The following is a 15,287-nucleotide window of genomic DNA, read 5'->3' as shown; positions in this document are numbered from 1 at the left end:
TGGATTTTTTCTGTATAAGTTTTAAAATGATTTAATTTCATTGTAACGCAAAAGAGCAGTAGTCGCAAGGATTGGTGCTGATAAAGCCAAGAAAAAAGAGCCTGAGCTCTTTTTGTTTATTTGTGGCGTTCAAAGTATGATTTGGTTTCTTTAATGATGATTGGTGAGAGTACTAGGAGGGCAATCAAGTTAGGCAATGCCATCAAGCCGTTTACGATATCTGCAATTTTCCAAACAACATCAAGTGTGAGGTAACCACCAAGAGCAACCATAACCACAAAAATGAGGCGGTAGAGTGGAAGGAATTTAGTTGATTTGAAAATGAATTCGAAACAACGTTCACCGTAGTAAGACCAACCCAAGATTGTTGTAAAGGCAAAGAGAACTAAAGAAAGTGTTAAGGCAATTTCACCAAATGTACCAAAAACAGAAGAGAAGGCGGCTTGTGTCATTGGGGCACCTTCTAGGCTACCTGACCATTGACCAGTTACAAGGATAGCAAGACCTGTAAGTGTACAGATGATAATCGTATCAATGAAAGTACCTGTCATCGAAATCAAACCTTGTTCAACAGGTTCTTCGGTCTTAGCGGCAGCGGCAGCGATAGGAGCTGATCCAAGACCTGACTCATTTGAGAAGACACCACGCGCAATACCAAGTCGCATAGCGACCATGACTGTAGCTCCAGCAAAACCACCTACGGCTGCTTTACCAGTAAAGGCAGATTGGAAGACCATTTCAAGAACTGGTAAAAGTTGATTAAAGTTTGTAAAGATAACCACAAGAGCTGCTAGGATATAAAGTCCAGCCATAAATGGTACGACCTTTTCAGAAACTTTAGAGATAGATTGGATACCACCAAAAATGATGGCAGCAGTTATAAGAGCAAGTAAGATACTTACGATTTTGGGTGACCAGTCAAAGCTGTTTTGAAGTGAGGCGGTGATTGAGTTAACTTGAGAGAAAGTACCAATCCCCAACCATGCAACAAGCACACCTGCAAAGGCAAAGAAGTAGGCCAAAGGTTTAGCAAATATTTGCCATTTTCCAGAGAAACCGTGTGTGATGTAATACATTGGACCACCAGATACATTACCTTGGTCGTCAAGTGTACGGAATTTAATAGCCAAAAGACCTTCGGAATATTTGGTTGCCATACCAAAGAAAGCGGCAATCCACATCCAGAAAAGGGCACCAGGTCCACCAGTTTTGATGGCTGTAGCTACCCCAACAATGTTACCTGTACCAACAGTTGCAGCAAGAGCTGTCGCAAGGGCTGCAAAACTAGAAATATCACCTTCCCCTTTATCTTCAGCAAAGATAAGTTTAAAAGCTTTAGGAAGACGAAGAACTTGCAAAAGTCCAAGACGAAGCGTAAGGTAAATCCCAGTTCCTACAAGAAGGACCAAAAGGGGTGGACCCCAGACAAAATCATCAATGGTAGTAAAAAAGTCTAACATAAATGTAACAATCTCCTTTAACCGCGACGTCAAAAAAGAGGTTTGGCTTAACCAGACCTCTGAGAATACAAAGCTATTACTACAAGCAAAAACTTGCGATGCTTTCTGTCCTTTTACCTGAGAGTTTCGGTTGTTACCCCTTGCCCCTTCGGTGTCTTGTTTACAGCTAAGGCTGCTTCAAGATCTCTCCAGAAGTCCGTCAATCACCAGTCTTCCTGATGACATCACTCGGTTTTTATTTTATTGTGGTTCTATCTTATCGAAAAAACCGAACAGTGTCAACACTAATTTTCATCAAAACTATAAAAAACCGAATATTATACTTAAGAATGCCTTTCACCAAAACCTAGAAAAGCTTGGAATAACAATCATTTTAAGCAAACAACCTCCCAATAAAAACAAACGATTATTTGCTAAAGTTATTTCACACTCATTATGAATAGAGTCTGCATTTTCATCCAAAAAATGATAAAATAGTAGAGCTTATTTTTGAGAATGGAGAATATGATGAACCCATTATTAACTGGTATGAATGACAAACAAGCTGAAGCCGTCCAAACGACTGAAGGTCCTTTGTTGATTATGGCTGGCGCAGGATCAGGGAAGACACGTGTACTTACCCACCGCATTGCCTACCTTATCGACGAAAAAATGATTAATCCTTGGAATATTTTGGCCATTACCTTTACCAATAAGGCAGCTCGTGAGATGCGTGAGCGTGCTATGGCTTTAAACCCAGCAACTTCAGAAACCTTGATTGCGACCTTCCATAGTATGTGCGTGCGAATCCTTCGTCGTGAAGCGGACCATATCGGCTACAATCGAAACTTTACTATCGTGGATCCTGGTGAACAACGTACTTTGATGAAACGTATTCTCAAGAATCTTAATCTTGATCCTAAGAAGTGGAATGAACGTGCCATCTTAGGGACGATTTCCAACGCAAAAAATGACCTCTTGGATGAAGTGGCTTATGAGCACCAAGCTGGTGACATGTATACTCAAATCGTTGCTAAATGTTACAAAGCCTATCAGGAAGAGCTCCGTCGTAGTGAAGCCATGGATTTCGACGATTTGATTATGATGACACTGCGTCTCTTTGACAAAAATCCCGATGTGCTCGCTTATTATCAGCAGCGGTATCAGTATATTCACGTGGATGAATATCAAGATACCAACCATGCTCAGTATCAGTTGGTAAAACTCTTAGCATCTCGCTTCAAGAATATCTGTGTCGTGGGTGATGCTGACCAATCAATCTACGGTTGGCGTGGGGCTGACATGCAGAACATCCTTGATTTTGAGAAGGACTATCCTGAAGCTAAGGTTGTCCTCTTAGAAGAAAACTACCGTTCAACCAAGAAAATTCTCCAAGCAGCCAACGAAGTTATCAAGAACAACCGTAACCGCCGTCCTAAGAAACTTTGGACTCAAAATGATGACGGTGAACAAATTGTTTATTACCGTGCTAATGACGAGCGTGATGAAGCTGTTTTTGTTGCTTCAACTATTGATAACATTATTCGTGAAGAAGGTAAGAACTTCAAGGATTTCGCTGTACTTTACCGTACCAATGCTCAGTCTCGTACCATTGAAGAAGCTTTACTCAAGTCTAATATTCCATATACCATGGTTGGAGGAACAAAGTTCTATAGCCGTAAAGAAATTCGTGATGTCATTTCTTACTTGAACTTGATTGCCAATCCTGCTGATAATATTAGCTTTGAACGTGTGGTTAATGAACCTAAACGTGGAGTTGGACCTGGGACACTAGAAAAGATTCGTACCTTTGCCTATGAGCAAAACATGAGTCTCCTAGATGCTTCAGCTAATATTATGTTATCACCGATTAAGGGGAAAGCAGCTCAGGGCGTTTACGATTTTGCTAACATGATTCTGAACCTACGTGATCAGCTAGATGGACTAAGCATCACTAAAGCTGTAGAGGCTGTTTTGGATAAGTCTGGTTATCTGGATGCTCTTTCGATGCAACAAACACTTGAAAGTCAAGCGCGCATTGAAAATATCGAAGAATTCATGTCTGTTACTAAGAATTTTGACGAAACCAACACCGATGGTACGGAAGACGAGACAGGAATTGACCGTTTAGGCCGTTTCTTAAACGATTTAGCTTTAATTGCTGATACGGACGATGGTGATATGGAAGCAGCAGAGGTAACCTTGATGACTCTCCATGCTGCCAAAGGGCTTGAATTCCCAGTTGTCTTCCTAATTGGTATGGAAGAGGGAGTTTTCCCTTTGTCACGTGCCTCAGAAGAGCCAGATGAACTCGAAGAAGAGCGTCGTTTAGCTTACGTAGGTATCACTCGGGCGGAAGAGATTCTTTTCCTTACCAACGCTAATACGCGTACGCTTTTTGGTAAGACTAGCTATAATCGTCCTAGCCGTTTCTTACGTGAAATTTCAGATGATTTATTACAATATCAAGGTCTAGCACGTCCAGCCAATTCATCATTTGGTGTTCGTTTTACAAAGGAAGAGCCTACACAATTTGGTCAGGGCATGAGTTTACAACAAGCGCTTCAGACCAGAAAAGCAAATGCACAGCCGCAAAGACGTTCTAGCGCTCAGCCATTTTCAAAAGCTACTGGGGGACTACCTTTTGGTAAGACTTCAGACTCTGGCAACTCAGCTACAGATTGGGAAATCGGAGATATCGCTCACCACAAGAAATGGGGAGATGGTACCGTCCTAGAAGTAACTGGAAGTGGCAAGACACAGGAACTTAAGATAAAATTCCCGGAAGTTGGACTTAAAAAAGTCTTGGCAAGCGTAGCACCTATTGTGAAGAAATAGAAAGGGACCGAAAGGTCCTTTTTATAAGCCCTCCCTATCACATTGATAAAAAATTTCTATTAGACAGCTAGCTTTTCTGGGTGTAGAATGAAGGCAACTTTTGTTTTGGAGGACACCCATATGTCACGAGAATTTTCATTTGAAACCTTACAATTACACGCTGGACAAACACCTGACAAGGAAACAAAATCACGTGCTGTTCCAATTTACCAAACCACTTCATATGTTTTTGACGACGCTCAAGAAGGTGAAGATCTCTTTGCCCTTAGAAAACCTGGTAATATTTACACACGTATTACCAATCCAACAGTAGCAGTACTTGAAGAACGTATTGCAGCCCTCGAAGGGGGTGTTGGGGCCTTGGCTACGGCATCAGGTATGGCTGCAATCACCTATGCTATCCTTGGTTTGGCACATGCTGGCGATCATGTTGTTGCCGCGACAACCCTCTATGGTGGGACATTCAATCTCTTAAAAGAAACTCTTCCACGCTATGGTATCACAACAACTTTTGTGGATGTTGACAATCCTGAAGAAATTGAAGCTGCTATCAAAGATAATACCAAGCTTGTCTTGATTGAGTCTTTGGGAAATCCGCTTATCAATATTCCTGATTTTGAAAAAATTGCTGAGATTGCTCACAGTCATAAAATTCCATTGGTTGCTGACAATACTTTTGGAACTCCATATCTCATCAATGTTATCTCCCATGGTGTAGATATCGTGGTTCATTCTGCAACTAAGTTTATCGGTGGACATGGAACAACTATTGGAGGTCTTATCGTCGATTCTGGTAAATTTGATTGGGAAGCTTCAGGCAAATTCCCACAGTTGGTTGACGAGGACCCATCTTACCACAATATCAGCTATACGCGTGATGTTGGTCCAGCAGCATTTGTAACTGCCCTTCGTACACAACTTTTGCGTGACACAGGGGCTGCCTTGGCACCTTTCAATGCTTTCTTGCTCTTGCAAGGCCTCGAAACACTTTCACTTCGTGTGGAACGGCACGTAGAAAATACTAAGAAAATTGTGGACTTTTTAGAAAATCATCCAAAAGTTGAAAAAGTTAACTATCCTGGATTACCATCAAGTCCTTACTATGATTTGGCACAAAAATACTTCCCTAAAGGACCAGGTTCTATTTTCACTTTCCATGTTAAAGGTGGACAAGACGAAGCACGTACCGTAATTGATAATCTTGAAATCTTCTCAGATTTAGCTAACGTTGCTGATGCAAAATCTTTGGTGGTGCACCCTGCAACAACAACTCACCAACAATTGGCAGAAGCTGATTTACTAGCTTGTGGTGTCACTCCAAATCAAATTCGTATCTCAGTTGGTTTGGAAAACGCAGATGATTTGATTGAAGATTTAAAACTAGCCCTTGATAAAATCTAAGTATTTCAATACAAAATGATTTAGCCAGCTCTTTAGCTGGTTTTTTTGTTATACTATCCCTATGAAATTTGTTTTTGATTTGGATGGAACCCTATGTTTTGATGGGATGACCATGTCAAAAGACCTACAAAAGGTTCTTTTAACTGCACCAAAATACGGTCATGAAATTATTTTTGCAACAGCACGCTCTTACAGAGACTGTCTTAGTATTTTAGAGGGAGAATTGAGAAAGCTGACAGTAGTTGGCTTAAACGGTGGTGAAGTCTTCCAAGATGAACACTTAGTATCACAATACACAATACCTTCTCCTGCTCTAAGAACGATTGTTAGCTACTGTGATACTTATAATCTCCCTTATTTTATTGATGATACCTTTAATTATGCTATTCAAAATCCTGAGCAAATCCCTTTTCTTTCAAATGTTGATCCATTAAACAAAGCAAGAATTTTGCCTGTTCATGAACTTAATGAGCCTATCAAAGTTGTTATTCCACTTGTAGAGCATGAAGATATACGTGAAGACCTTATCTTTAATCTAAACAAACTGGAATGTTTAGACCTTAGTTATCATGATATCGAAAGGTGCCTTTACATTAATCCTAAAGGTGTGAGCAAGGCTAGTACTGTTTTAAATCACTTTGGTAAAGACTTTGTAGCTTTTGGAAATGATCAAAATGATATTTCTCTTTTCAAAAATGCTATATATGGAGTGCAAATTGGTGATTATCCCTACCTAAAAAACTTTGCGGATGAGGTTATTCCTGCAATTAATGCAGTTATTGCTGAAAAAATTAGACTACTATTTGAAAAATTCTAAACAAATGCTTAGGCTTATTGCTATATTTACAGTACAATAGTAAAAAAAGTATTGGAGGACTAACATGCCAACATTTATTGGAAAACCAGTTACAGTAGCAGAAGACAAACAACTTCAAGTTGGAGATACCTTGCGTGACTTTAACTTGACCACAACAGATTTGACGAAAAAATCACTTTCAGAATTCGATGGAAAGAAAAAAGTTATCTCTATCGTTCCATCAATCGATACTGGTATCTGTTCAACTCAAACACGTACCTTTAACAAGGAATTGTCAGAATTAGACGATACAGTAGTTATTACTATTTCAGTGGACCTACCATTTGCACAAGCTCGTTGGTGTGGGGCTGAAGGACTTGAAAATGCCATCATGCTTTCTGACTACTATGATAATAGTTTCGGTAAAGATTATGGTGTCCTCATTGAAGAATGGCACTTGTTAGCGCGTGCAGTTTTAGTGGCAGATGCTGACAATAAGATTACTTATGTCGAATATTTGGACAATATCAATACTGATCCAAACTATGAAGCAGCAGTAGCAGCGGTTAAAAGCTTATAAAATGAGGCTCAGGCCTCTTTTTTATTTTGCCTTTCTTACAGTTTTTACTTGCAAAAGTATTAGCTTCTTGCTATTATTGTATAGCAATACTCAATATGGATAGTAAAATATAAAAAAGGAGATTCAATGTCTGAAAAAGAAAGACCTCAACTGATTATCGATTACGAAGCTAATACAGACAAACTTGTTCGTTTAGGCGATGTTGTCGATCAATTTAAAGGAAAAGCTGTCCCTGCTAAGGCAAAACCTGGCGAATTCGCTGTCATTAATCTATCGGATATGACACCCAACGGCATTGCCTACGATGACCTAAAGACGTTTTCTGAAGAACGCCGGAAATTATTACGTTTTCTTTTAGAAGACGGTGATGTCCTTATTGCTTCTAAGGGAACGGTTCAAAAAGTTGCTGTTTTCGAAGATCAAGGCAAGCGAGAAGTTGTCGCCTCATCAAATATCACAGTATTACGACCTAAGGAAAAACTCCGTGGTTTCTACATCAAGTTTTTCCTTGAGACAGAGATTGGTCGTGCCTATTTAGACTATGCTGATAAGGGAAAGGCTGTCCTAAATTTATCGACGGCTGACCTCTTGGATATCAAAATTCCTGAGATACCAATTGTGAAGCAAGATTATCAAATTGCTGCCTACTTGCGTGGGCGTGCTGATTACCACCGTAAGATGGTGAGGGCAGAGCAGGAGTGGGAAAATATCCAGCATAATGTCACAGAAGCTTTATTTGGAAATTAATCAAAAGCCAGCAAACTAAGATTTGTTGGTTTTTTTTCATTATTCTCGTGTATAATGGAAGTAGTAAATATGTTATTAGGAGGTCATTATGACTACCAACACTATAGATTTATCACAACCTGTTGCAACAATCATTAAAGAGCATCCAGAGGTTAAGGAATTACTGATTGATCTCGGTTTCAAGCCCTTGTCTAATCCAGCTATGCTAAATACTGTCGGTAAGGTGACTAGTCTAAAAGCTGGCTCTAAGTTAGCTAATATTCCCCTAGATAAAATCAAGCAAACCTTGATTTTCAACGGTTATGACGTAATTGGTGACTGATATGGAAGATAATCGTATTCAAATACTGAAAGAAATTCTACTAGATTTGCACCATGGAGCCAGTCCTGAGAGTGTTCAAGAGCGCTTCAATCAACACTTCAAGGGAGTATCTGCCCTCGAGATCTCTATGATGGAGCATGAATTGATGTCATCAGAAGATGGGGTTACCTTTGAAGACGTAATGAGCCTCTGTAATGTCCACGCAAACCTCTTTAAAGGTGCTATTGCAGATGTGGAAGTGGCAGACGCTGATCAAGAGGGCCACCCTGTTTATGTGTTTAAACAAGAGAATTTAGCCCTACGTTCAGCTATTCTCCGTATCCGACGTATCATAGAAAATATTAGTAAGCCTGAAAATGAAGATTTTAAATCTGACCTGTTCAATGGACTGAAGCATCAGATGACTCTACTTGGTCAATTCCATAATCATTATACGCGTAAAGAAAAGCTTTTCTTTCCAATAATGGAGCGTTACGGCCATGACTCCCCTCCAAAAGTGATGTGGGGAGTAGACGATGACATCCGAAAACTTTTTCGAGCGGCAGAAGCTAAACTAAAAGAACTTCCAGATGCTGATTTAGAAGAATTTTCAAAGTCTTTCGAAGCATTCTCAGAAGAGTTTGAAGCCATGATTTTCAAAGAAGAGGCTATCTTACTTATGATTTTGCTTGAAACCTTCACGCAAGACGATTGGCTTTCGATTGCCGAAGAAAGCGATGCCTATGGCTATGCAATAATAAAACCTACAGCTGTCTGGAAACCTAAGCGTGAACGTTTTGAGGAGGTCAATGCTGATACATCGCAAGAACAATCTGAACTAAGTAGTGACGAACGTCTGGACAATACCCGAATTATTGACACTCCCGAAGGGCAGTTCACCATCAGCTTTACCCCAAAACCAAAAACTGAAACCGTCGTAGATAGAGAAACGACTCAACCTTTTGGCAATGGTTATCTTTCTGTGGAGCAGGCCAATCTCATTCTCAACCATCTTCCTTTGGAAATCACTTTCGTCAATAAAGACGATATTTTCCAGTACTATAATGATAATGTTCCCGCCAATGAAATGGTTTTTAAACGAACACCTAGCCAAATTGGACGAAACGTTGAACTTTGTCATCCGCCAAAAGTGCTTGATAAGGTCAAGAAAATCTTTGAATTACTGAAGAGTGGGAAGCGTGACCAAGTTCCAATGTGGTTCAAATCTGAACGTTTAGGGAAATTCGTTTATGTTACCTATGCAGCTGTTAGAGATGACAAGGGGGACTTTCAGGGTGTCCTAGAATATGTGCAGGATATTCAGCCTTTCTTTGAATTGGAAAGCGACCTTAATAGAGATATCGATTAATAAGCTAGCAGACCTGCGATTGCTTATGACTATAATACTTAAGAGGTTTGAGACTTTGCTCTCTGCCTCTTTATGTTTCTACCTAGCTCTTTAGGATTGCTTTTGATATAATTAAAAGTATGATTTCAGGAATTATTAATCTAAAAAAAGAGGCTGGGATGACCAGTCATGATGCTGTTTTTAAACTACGCAAAATATTACATGAGAAAAAAATTGGGCACGGCGGAACTCTTGATCCAGATGTTACTGGTGTTCTACCTATAGCGGTTGGAAAAGCTACTCGTGTTATTGAATACATGACAGAAGCAGGTAAGGTCTACGAGGGAGAAATTACCATTGGATTTTCTACAACTACCGAGGATGCTAGTGGAGATGTCGTTCAAACAACTCCTGTTACAGAGTTAGATGAAGAAACCGTCGATATGGCAATGGCTAGTTTTGAGGGAGAAATCACACAAATTCCTCCTATGTATTCAGCGGTTAAGGTCAACGGAAAGAAACTTTATGAGTACGCCCGCGCTGGAGAAGAAGTAGAGCGTCCACAACGTCAAGTGACAATTACCGAATTTGTCCGTACCTCTCCTATTGAATTGGAGAACAACACCGCAAAATTCACCTTCCGTGTTGCTTGTAGCAAGGGGACTTATGTCCGTACTTTATCTGTCGATTTGGGCGCTAAACTCGGATACGAGAGTCATATGTCTGCTCTTCGTCGAACAGCCTCAGCTGGTCTAACCTTAGATAAGGCACTAACACTCTCACAAATTTCAGAAATGGTAGAAGCGGGGGATACTTCCTTCCTCCTTCCCATCGAATTTGGTGTTCAGGACCTACCAGCTGTTCAAGTCAATGAGGATGATGCTAAAGAAATTTCATTTGGTCGCTTTATTACTATCGATAGCCAAGAACCCTTAGTTGCGGCCTTTTTAGGAGACAAGGTTCTAGCCATCATGGAAAAGCGAAATCAAGTTTATAAACCTAGAAAAGTATTAAGTCAATGAAAATAACTTCTATTAATGATTATAAAGATATCCATCAGGAAAAGGAAACGGTTCTTGTCTTAGGGTATTTCGATGCTCTTCACCGTGGTCATAAGGTCCTTTTTGATAAGGCGCGCCAGATTGCTGATGAAAAACAGCTTGAAGTAGCTGTCCTTACATTTAACGAGAGTCCTCAATTGACTTTTCAAAGGTATACGGATGATCTCCTCCTTCATATCACAGCACCTCAGAGACGTTGTGATCTTTTTGAAGCCTATGGCACAGATCAACTTTATTTGACAGATTTCAATAGTGATTTTGCTCGAACAAGTTCAGACGACTTCATTGCCCGTTATATTAAACGACTAAAAGCTCAAGAGATTGTGGTAGGATTCGATTACAAGTTCGGACACCATCGAACCGATGCGGACTATTTAGCCCGTAATTTTTCTGGTAATGTTCATGTCATTGAGGAGCAACAAAGTGATGGTGAAAAGATTTCGTCAACACGTGTGCGTCAATTAATACGAGAAGGCAAGGTTAAAGAAGCCAATAAACTCCTTGGCCATGAATTCTCTACACGTGGCATCGTGGTGCATGGTGATGCCCGTGGGCGTACCATTGGTTTTCCAACAGCAAATTTAGCACCTATTGATAGGACTTTTCTACCAGCTGATGGTGTCTATGTCGCCGATGTTGTAATTGATGGCAAACGCTATCGTTCCATGACTAGCCTAGGAAAAAACGTTACCTTTGGGGGAACAGAACTCCGTCTTGAAGCCAATATCTTTGATTTTGAAGGCGATATTTATGGAAAGACAATTGAAGTTTTTTGGCTGGATTATATCCGTGATATGATTAAGTTCAATAATATCGATGAACTATGTGCTCAACTGGAGGCTGATAAAAAAATCGCGGAAAAATTTTAAGAAAGCGTAGCCAAAACTAATCAAATAATGTATAATGATTAGGAATGTTAAAGTGAAAGGGGTGTTTGCATGGTAACTTTATTTTTATCACCTAGCTGCACCAGCTGTAGGAAAGCACGAGCCTGGTTGACCAATCATGAAGTTGCTTTTGACGAACACAATATTATCACGAGCCCATTAACTCACGATGAGTTAATGAAGATTTTGTCTTACACGGAAAATGGTACTGAAGATATCATTTCAACCCGTTCAAAAGTCTTTCAGAAGCTGAATATCGATGTGGATGATTTGACCATCAAGGAACTCATTCAATTGATTTCTGAATACCCAAATCTTCTTCGTCGACCTATCATTATGGACAACAAACGCATGCAAATTGGTTTCAACGAAGATGAGATTCGTGCCTTTTTGCCTCGTGATTATAGAAAGCAAGAATTGCGCCAAGCGACCATTCGAGCTGAAATTGAGGGTAACAATGACTAAAGGAAATTATTCCTACCCACTCGATCCATCATGGAGCACTGAGGAAATTACCACAGTGCTTCATTTTTTGAGTCAGGTAGAAAAAGCATACGAGAGCAAGGTTGACCGTGACCAACTCTTGCAAGCCTATAAGGCATATAAAACCGTTGTTCCAGGCAAAGCGCCTGAAAAGCAACTAGACAAGGCCTTTGAAGAAGCTAGCGGTTTTTCAACCTATCAAGCTGTCAAAGCTGCTAAAGCAAAAGATAAAGGATTTGTATCACTTGGAAAATAAACTGATTTTCGCCAAAGAAATCATCAAAGAAGCCGGTACTTTTATTAAAGAAAGTTTAAGTAAAACTATCACGGTCGAAGAAAAGACGGCTTTTGATGATTTAGTAACTAATATTGACAAACAAACACAAGATTTACTCGTGGCACGCATTAAATCTGCCTTCCCTTCAGACAATATTTTCGCTGAAGAAAATGGCTTGGTGCATAATATCAAAGATGGAAATGTCTGGGTCTTGGATCCTATTGATGGGACGGTCAATTTTATTGTCCAACAAGATAATTTTTGTGTGATGATTGCCTACTATGAAGAGGGGCAAGGAAAATTTGGTCTCATTTATAACGTCATGGCTGATCAACTTTTCTATGGTGGTGGCCAGTTTGATGTGTATTGTAATGACAAATTGCTTCCAGCCTATAAAAGTCGACCATTAGACCGCTGCCTAGTCGCTAGCAATGGAGCCATGTATGCTAAAAATTTTCACGGCTTAAAAGACCTTATTGATAAGACCTTGGGTGTTCGTGTCTATGGTGGTGCTGGTTTAAGCATGTCAAAAGTCCTATCTGGTCAAATTTTAGCTTACTTTTCAGTTATTTACCCATGGGACTATGCTGCAGCAAGTATTATGGGAGAAAAATTGGGTTATCACCTTGAGACCATTACCGGAGAACCACTGGATTATTCTAGTCGTCAAGCTGTGATGCTTGTGCCCAAAGACAGACTTGAAGAAATCAAGGATATTATGGGCTCAGAAAATTAATTTAAAACAAAAAACCATACTGGACAAATCAGAACAGTAAGTTCTCTTGGTTAGTCCAGTTTTTTGATAGAAAGGAAACTATGCAATTTCCATCAGACTTTATAGAAAAATATAATAAGCTCCTTGGAGATGAAGCGGAGGAATTCTTTGCATCATTTGATCAAGAAGCCGTGTCCGCCTATCGTACCAACCCTCTGAAAAAGCAACAGAAGGACTTTCCTGATGCCATTCCTGAAACACCTTGGGGCCATTACGGTAAAATTTCTGGAAAATCTGCCGATCATGCAACTGGTTTAGTTTATTCTCAGGAACCAGCTGCTCAAATGGTTGCTCAAGTGGCAGCTCCATCCAAGGGGAGTCGTGTCTTAGACTTGGCAGCTGCTCCAGGTGGAAAGTCTACTCATCTTCTTAGTTACTTAGATAATACAGGACTGCTGGTCAGCAATGAAATCAATCCAAAGCGTAGCAAAATTCTGGTTGAAAACATTGAGCGTTTTGGAGCGAGAAATGTTATTGTGACAAACACGTCAGCTGATAAACTAGCCAAAGTTTTCAAAAATTATTTTGATACGATTGTCTTTGATGGACCATGTTCTGGAGAAGGAATGTTTCGTAAGGATCCTGATGCAATCCAATATTGGCATAAGGAGTATCCTAATGAACTGGCACAATTACAGAAGGACATCTTATTAGACGGTTTGAAAATGCTCGCTCCTGGTGGACAATTAATCTACTCAACCTGCACCTGGTCTCCTGAGGAAAATGAAGGTGTTGTTGCTTGGATTTTAGAAAATAATCCTGATCTTGAATTGGTGGCAATCCCTAAATGGAATGGCATGAGTGATGGAATTGATTTTCCAGAAACAGCTCGAATGTATCCACACCATTTCAAAGGTGAAGGCCAGTTTGTGGCAAAATTCCAGGATAAGCGCGTGTCTGAGCAAAGACGTATCAAAGAGGGAAAATCTAACCTAAACAAGGAGCAGAAGCAACTTTGGGAAGATTTTGCAAAAAAACACCTTAAAACTAGACTGGATGGTTTACTGCAAGTTTTTGGGGACAATCTCTACCTGCTTCCAAAAGGGCTCCCAGACCTTTCTAAAGTTAAAATCGCTCGTAACGGTTTGCATCTTGGTGTCTTCAAGAAAAAACGTTTCGAACCAAGTTTTGCTCTTGGAATTGCTTTAACATCTGATGAAGTTGTTTCAAGTATAGAGCTAAGTCAAGACCAGTTTGCCCAATACGTTTCTGGTAATGTGGTTACTCTAGATCAAACACATCCTAACGGTTGGTATCAGCTTTTAGTGGACGGCAATGGTTTTGGGTTTGCTAAAGTTGTTGGAAATACGGTTAAAAACTACTATCCTAAAGGATTAAGATTTCACATTTAAGAACCTGTAACCAAACTTTAATATGACTTAATTATCCTATACTTGTTATAATTAGATAGGTGTCTTTTAACAGCATATCTATGAGACACTTTCTTACTTATGTTACAAAATGTCGGAGGACAAAAATGAAAAAAACAAAAGTCCTTGCAGTGATTCTGTCACTGGCAATGGCCATGCTGGTTTTAACTGGCTGTGCCTCTTGGATTGACCGTGGCCAGTCCATTACAGCAGTTGGTTCTACGGCCCTTCAACCCTTAGTGGAGGCGGCAGCAGATGGGTTCGCTGAAAAGAACCCTGACAATATCGTTAACGTTCAGGGGGGCGGTTCTGGTACTGGACTTTCTCAAGTACAATCCGGTGCCGTTCAAATTGGTAATAGTGACCTTTTTGCCGAGGAAAAATCGGGAATTGATGCTAGTAAGCTTGTTGACTTTCAAGTTGCCGTTGCTGGGATTGCAGTTATTACAAACAAAGAAGTCTCTGTAGATAACTTGACAACAGAACAACTGCGTAAGATTTTCACTGGTGAAATCAAAAACTGGAAACAGCTTGGTGGTAAAGACCTAGAGATTACTATTATTAACCGTGCAGCTAGCTCAGGATCACGCGCAACTTTCGATGCAGTGATTATGGATGGTAAATCACCAGTCCGTACCCAAGAGCAAGATTCTAACGGTATGGTTAAGTCAATCGTTGCTCAGACACCAGGTGCTATTTCATACCTATCATTTGCTTACCTTGATGATTCTGTTAAAACATTGAAGTTAAATGGATTTGAACCCAAAGCTGAAAATGTTGCAACTAACGATTGGCCGATTTGGTCCTACGAGCATATGTATACCAAGGGAAAACCGGATAGCTATACCAAACAATTCTTAGATTACATGATGAGTGACGAAGTCCAAGAAAACGTCGTCGCAAAAATGGGTTACATTTCCATCCATAGCATGAAAGTTACCAAGGATGCTGATGGTAAAGTCTCAAAGAAGAGTGAGGAGTAAG

General features: G+C 40.1%; 15 protein-coding genes and 1 riboswitch. Of the genes, 14 read left to right on the top strand and 1 reads right to left on the bottom strand.

The window, feature by feature from the left end; genetic code table 11:
* Window positions 1–116 precede the first annotated feature (116 nt).
* Window positions 117–1,460, bottom strand: coding sequence for an alanine/glycine:cation symporter family protein (locus tag ACYVQ1_RS03100; protein ID WP_461249780.1), 1,344 nt, complete (start codon window positions 1,458–1,460; stop codon window positions 117–119).
* 95 nt (window positions 1,461–1,555) lie between these two features.
* Window positions 1,556–1,662: riboswitch (glycine riboswitch) on the bottom strand.
* Window positions 1,663–1,967: 305 nt separating this feature from the next.
* On the opposite strand from ACYVQ1_RS03100, the gene pcrA reads away from it, so the two are divergent.
* The 14 genes from pcrA to ACYVQ1_RS03030 all read left to right on the top strand — a co-directional run bounded on the left by pcrA (window position 1,968) and on the right by ACYVQ1_RS03030 (window position 15,286).
* Entirely contained in the window at window positions 1,968–4,277 is a 2,310-nt protein-coding gene (gene pcrA, locus ACYVQ1_RS03095; RefSeq protein ID WP_461249779.1) for a DNA helicase PcrA, read from the top strand.
* 120 nt (window positions 4,278–4,397) lie between these two features.
* Window positions 4,398–5,678 carry an O-acetylhomoserine aminocarboxypropyltransferase/cysteine synthase family protein gene (locus ACYVQ1_RS03090; protein ID WP_037597805.1) on the top strand — a complete coding sequence of 427 codons (1,281 nt, stop codon included), beginning with the start codon at window positions 4,398–4,400 and terminating at the stop codon, window positions 5,676–5,678.
* Window positions 5,679–5,739: 61 nt separating this feature from the next.
* Window positions 5,740–6,495 carry an HAD-IIB family hydrolase gene (locus ACYVQ1_RS03085; protein ID WP_461249778.1) on the top strand — a complete coding sequence of 252 codons (756 nt, stop codon included), beginning with the start codon at window positions 5,740–5,742 and terminating at the stop codon, window positions 6,493–6,495.
* A gap of 64 nt (window positions 6,496–6,559) precedes the next feature.
* Window positions 6,560–7,054 carry a thiol peroxidase gene (tpx, locus tag ACYVQ1_RS03080; RefSeq protein WP_064524427.1) on the top strand — a complete coding sequence of 165 codons (495 nt, stop codon included), beginning with the start codon at window positions 6,560–6,562 and terminating at the stop codon, window positions 7,052–7,054.
* A 126-nt stretch (window positions 7,055–7,180) separates the two neighbouring features.
* Window positions 7,181–7,801: a restriction endonuclease subunit S gene (locus ACYVQ1_RS03075; protein ID WP_461249777.1), complete on the top strand. Its 621-nt coding sequence runs from the start codon at window positions 7,181–7,183 to the stop codon at window positions 7,799–7,801.
* A gap of 88 nt (window positions 7,802–7,889) precedes the next feature.
* The gene (locus ACYVQ1_RS03070) at window positions 7,890–8,123 is read left to right on the top strand and encodes a DUF1858 domain-containing protein (RefSeq protein ID WP_064524432.1); all 234 of its coding nucleotides are present in this window, start codon (window positions 7,890–7,892) and stop codon (window positions 8,121–8,123) included.
* 1 nt (window position 8,124) lies between these two features.
* Entirely contained in the window at window positions 8,125–9,471 is a 1,347-nt protein-coding gene (locus ACYVQ1_RS03065) for a DUF438 domain-containing protein (RefSeq protein WP_461249776.1), read from the top strand.
* A 119-nt stretch (window positions 9,472–9,590) separates the two neighbouring features.
* Entirely contained in the window at window positions 9,591–10,472 is an 882-nt protein-coding gene (truB, locus tag ACYVQ1_RS03060; protein WP_461249775.1) for a tRNA pseudouridine(55) synthase TruB, read from the top strand.
* Complete coding sequence (locus ACYVQ1_RS03055; protein WP_461249774.1) at window positions 10,469–11,380, top strand: bifunctional riboflavin kinase/FAD synthetase; 912 nt, start codon at window positions 10,469–10,471, stop codon at window positions 11,378–11,380. The genes truB and ACYVQ1_RS03055 overlap by 4 nt, the downstream gene beginning before the upstream one ends.
* Before the next feature lie 69 nt (window positions 11,381–11,449).
* Entirely contained in the window at window positions 11,450–11,863 is a 414-nt protein-coding gene (locus tag ACYVQ1_RS03050; protein ID WP_004182520.1) for a Spx/MgsR family RNA polymerase-binding regulatory protein, read from the top strand.
* Complete coding sequence (locus ACYVQ1_RS03045; protein WP_461249773.1) at window positions 11,856–12,137, top strand: UPF0223 family protein; 282 nt, start codon at window positions 11,856–11,858, stop codon at window positions 12,135–12,137. Before ACYVQ1_RS03050 ends, ACYVQ1_RS03045 begins: the two co-directional genes overlap by 8 nt.
* Window positions 12,127–12,894 (top strand): inositol monophosphatase family protein, encoded by a 768-nt coding sequence (locus tag ACYVQ1_RS03040; protein ID WP_461249772.1) that lies wholly within the window; start codon window positions 12,127–12,129, stop codon window positions 12,892–12,894. Before ACYVQ1_RS03045 ends, ACYVQ1_RS03040 begins: the two co-directional genes overlap by 11 nt.
* A gap of 80 nt (window positions 12,895–12,974) precedes the next feature.
* Entirely contained in the window at window positions 12,975–14,285 is a 1,311-nt protein-coding gene (locus tag ACYVQ1_RS03035; RefSeq protein WP_461249771.1) for an RsmF rRNA methyltransferase first C-terminal domain-containing protein, read from the top strand.
* A gap of 125 nt (window positions 14,286–14,410) precedes the next feature.
* Window positions 14,411–15,286: a phosphate ABC transporter substrate-binding protein PstS family protein gene (locus tag ACYVQ1_RS03030; protein WP_461249770.1), complete on the top strand. Its 876-nt coding sequence runs from the start codon at window positions 14,411–14,413 to the stop codon at window positions 15,284–15,286.
* The last annotated feature ends 1 nt before the right edge of the window (window position 15,287 follow it).

It is taken from the genome of Streptococcus parasalivarius, assembly GCF_054785155.1.
The sequence above is the reverse complement of the archived record's forward strand: the minus strand, read 5'-3'. Positions and strand labels throughout refer to the sequence as shown.

What these genes read in the sequence shown, in the direction of transcription:
- ACYVQ1_RS03085 (WP_461249778.1), top strand. Translation starts at nt 5,740, where the DNA reads ATGAAATTTGTTTTTGATTTGGATGGAACCCTATGTTTTGATGGGATG.
- truB (WP_461249775.1), top strand. Translation starts at nt 9,591, where the DNA reads ATGATTTCAGGAATTATTAATCTAAAAAAAGAGGCTGGGATGACCAGT.
- ACYVQ1_RS03045 (WP_461249773.1), top strand. Translation starts at nt 11,856, where the DNA reads ATGACTAAAGGAAATTATTCCTACCCACTCGATCCATCATGGAGCACT.
- pcrA (WP_461249779.1), top strand. Translation starts at nt 1,968, where the DNA reads ATGAACCCATTATTAACTGGTATGAATGACAAACAAGCTGAAGCCGTC.
- ACYVQ1_RS03100 (WP_461249780.1), bottom strand. Translation starts at nt 1,460, where the DNA reads ATGTTAGACTTTTTTACTACCATTGATGATTTTGTCTGGGGTCCACCC.
- ACYVQ1_RS03075 (WP_461249777.1), top strand. Translation starts at nt 7,181, where the DNA reads ATGTCTGAAAAAGAAAGACCTCAACTGATTATCGATTACGAAGCTAAT.
- ACYVQ1_RS03035 (WP_461249771.1), top strand. Translation starts at nt 12,975, where the DNA reads ATGCAATTTCCATCAGACTTTATAGAAAAATATAATAAGCTCCTTGGA.
- ACYVQ1_RS03070 (WP_064524432.1), top strand. Translation starts at nt 7,890, where the DNA reads ATGACTACCAACACTATAGATTTATCACAACCTGTTGCAACAATCATT.
- ACYVQ1_RS03050 (WP_004182520.1), top strand. Translation starts at nt 11,450, where the DNA reads ATGGTAACTTTATTTTTATCACCTAGCTGCACCAGCTGTAGGAAAGCA.
- tpx (WP_064524427.1), top strand. Translation starts at nt 6,560, where the DNA reads ATGCCAACATTTATTGGAAAACCAGTTACAGTAGCAGAAGACAAACAA.
- ACYVQ1_RS03065 (WP_461249776.1), top strand. Translation starts at nt 8,125, where the DNA reads ATGGAAGATAATCGTATTCAAATACTGAAAGAAATTCTACTAGATTTG.
- ACYVQ1_RS03030 (WP_461249770.1), top strand. Translation starts at nt 14,411, where the DNA reads ATGAAAAAAACAAAAGTCCTTGCAGTGATTCTGTCACTGGCAATGGCC.
- ACYVQ1_RS03090 (WP_037597805.1), top strand. Translation starts at nt 4,398, where the DNA reads ATGTCACGAGAATTTTCATTTGAAACCTTACAATTACACGCTGGACAA.
- ACYVQ1_RS03055 (WP_461249774.1), top strand. Translation starts at nt 10,469, where the DNA reads ATGAAAATAACTTCTATTAATGATTATAAAGATATCCATCAGGAAAAG.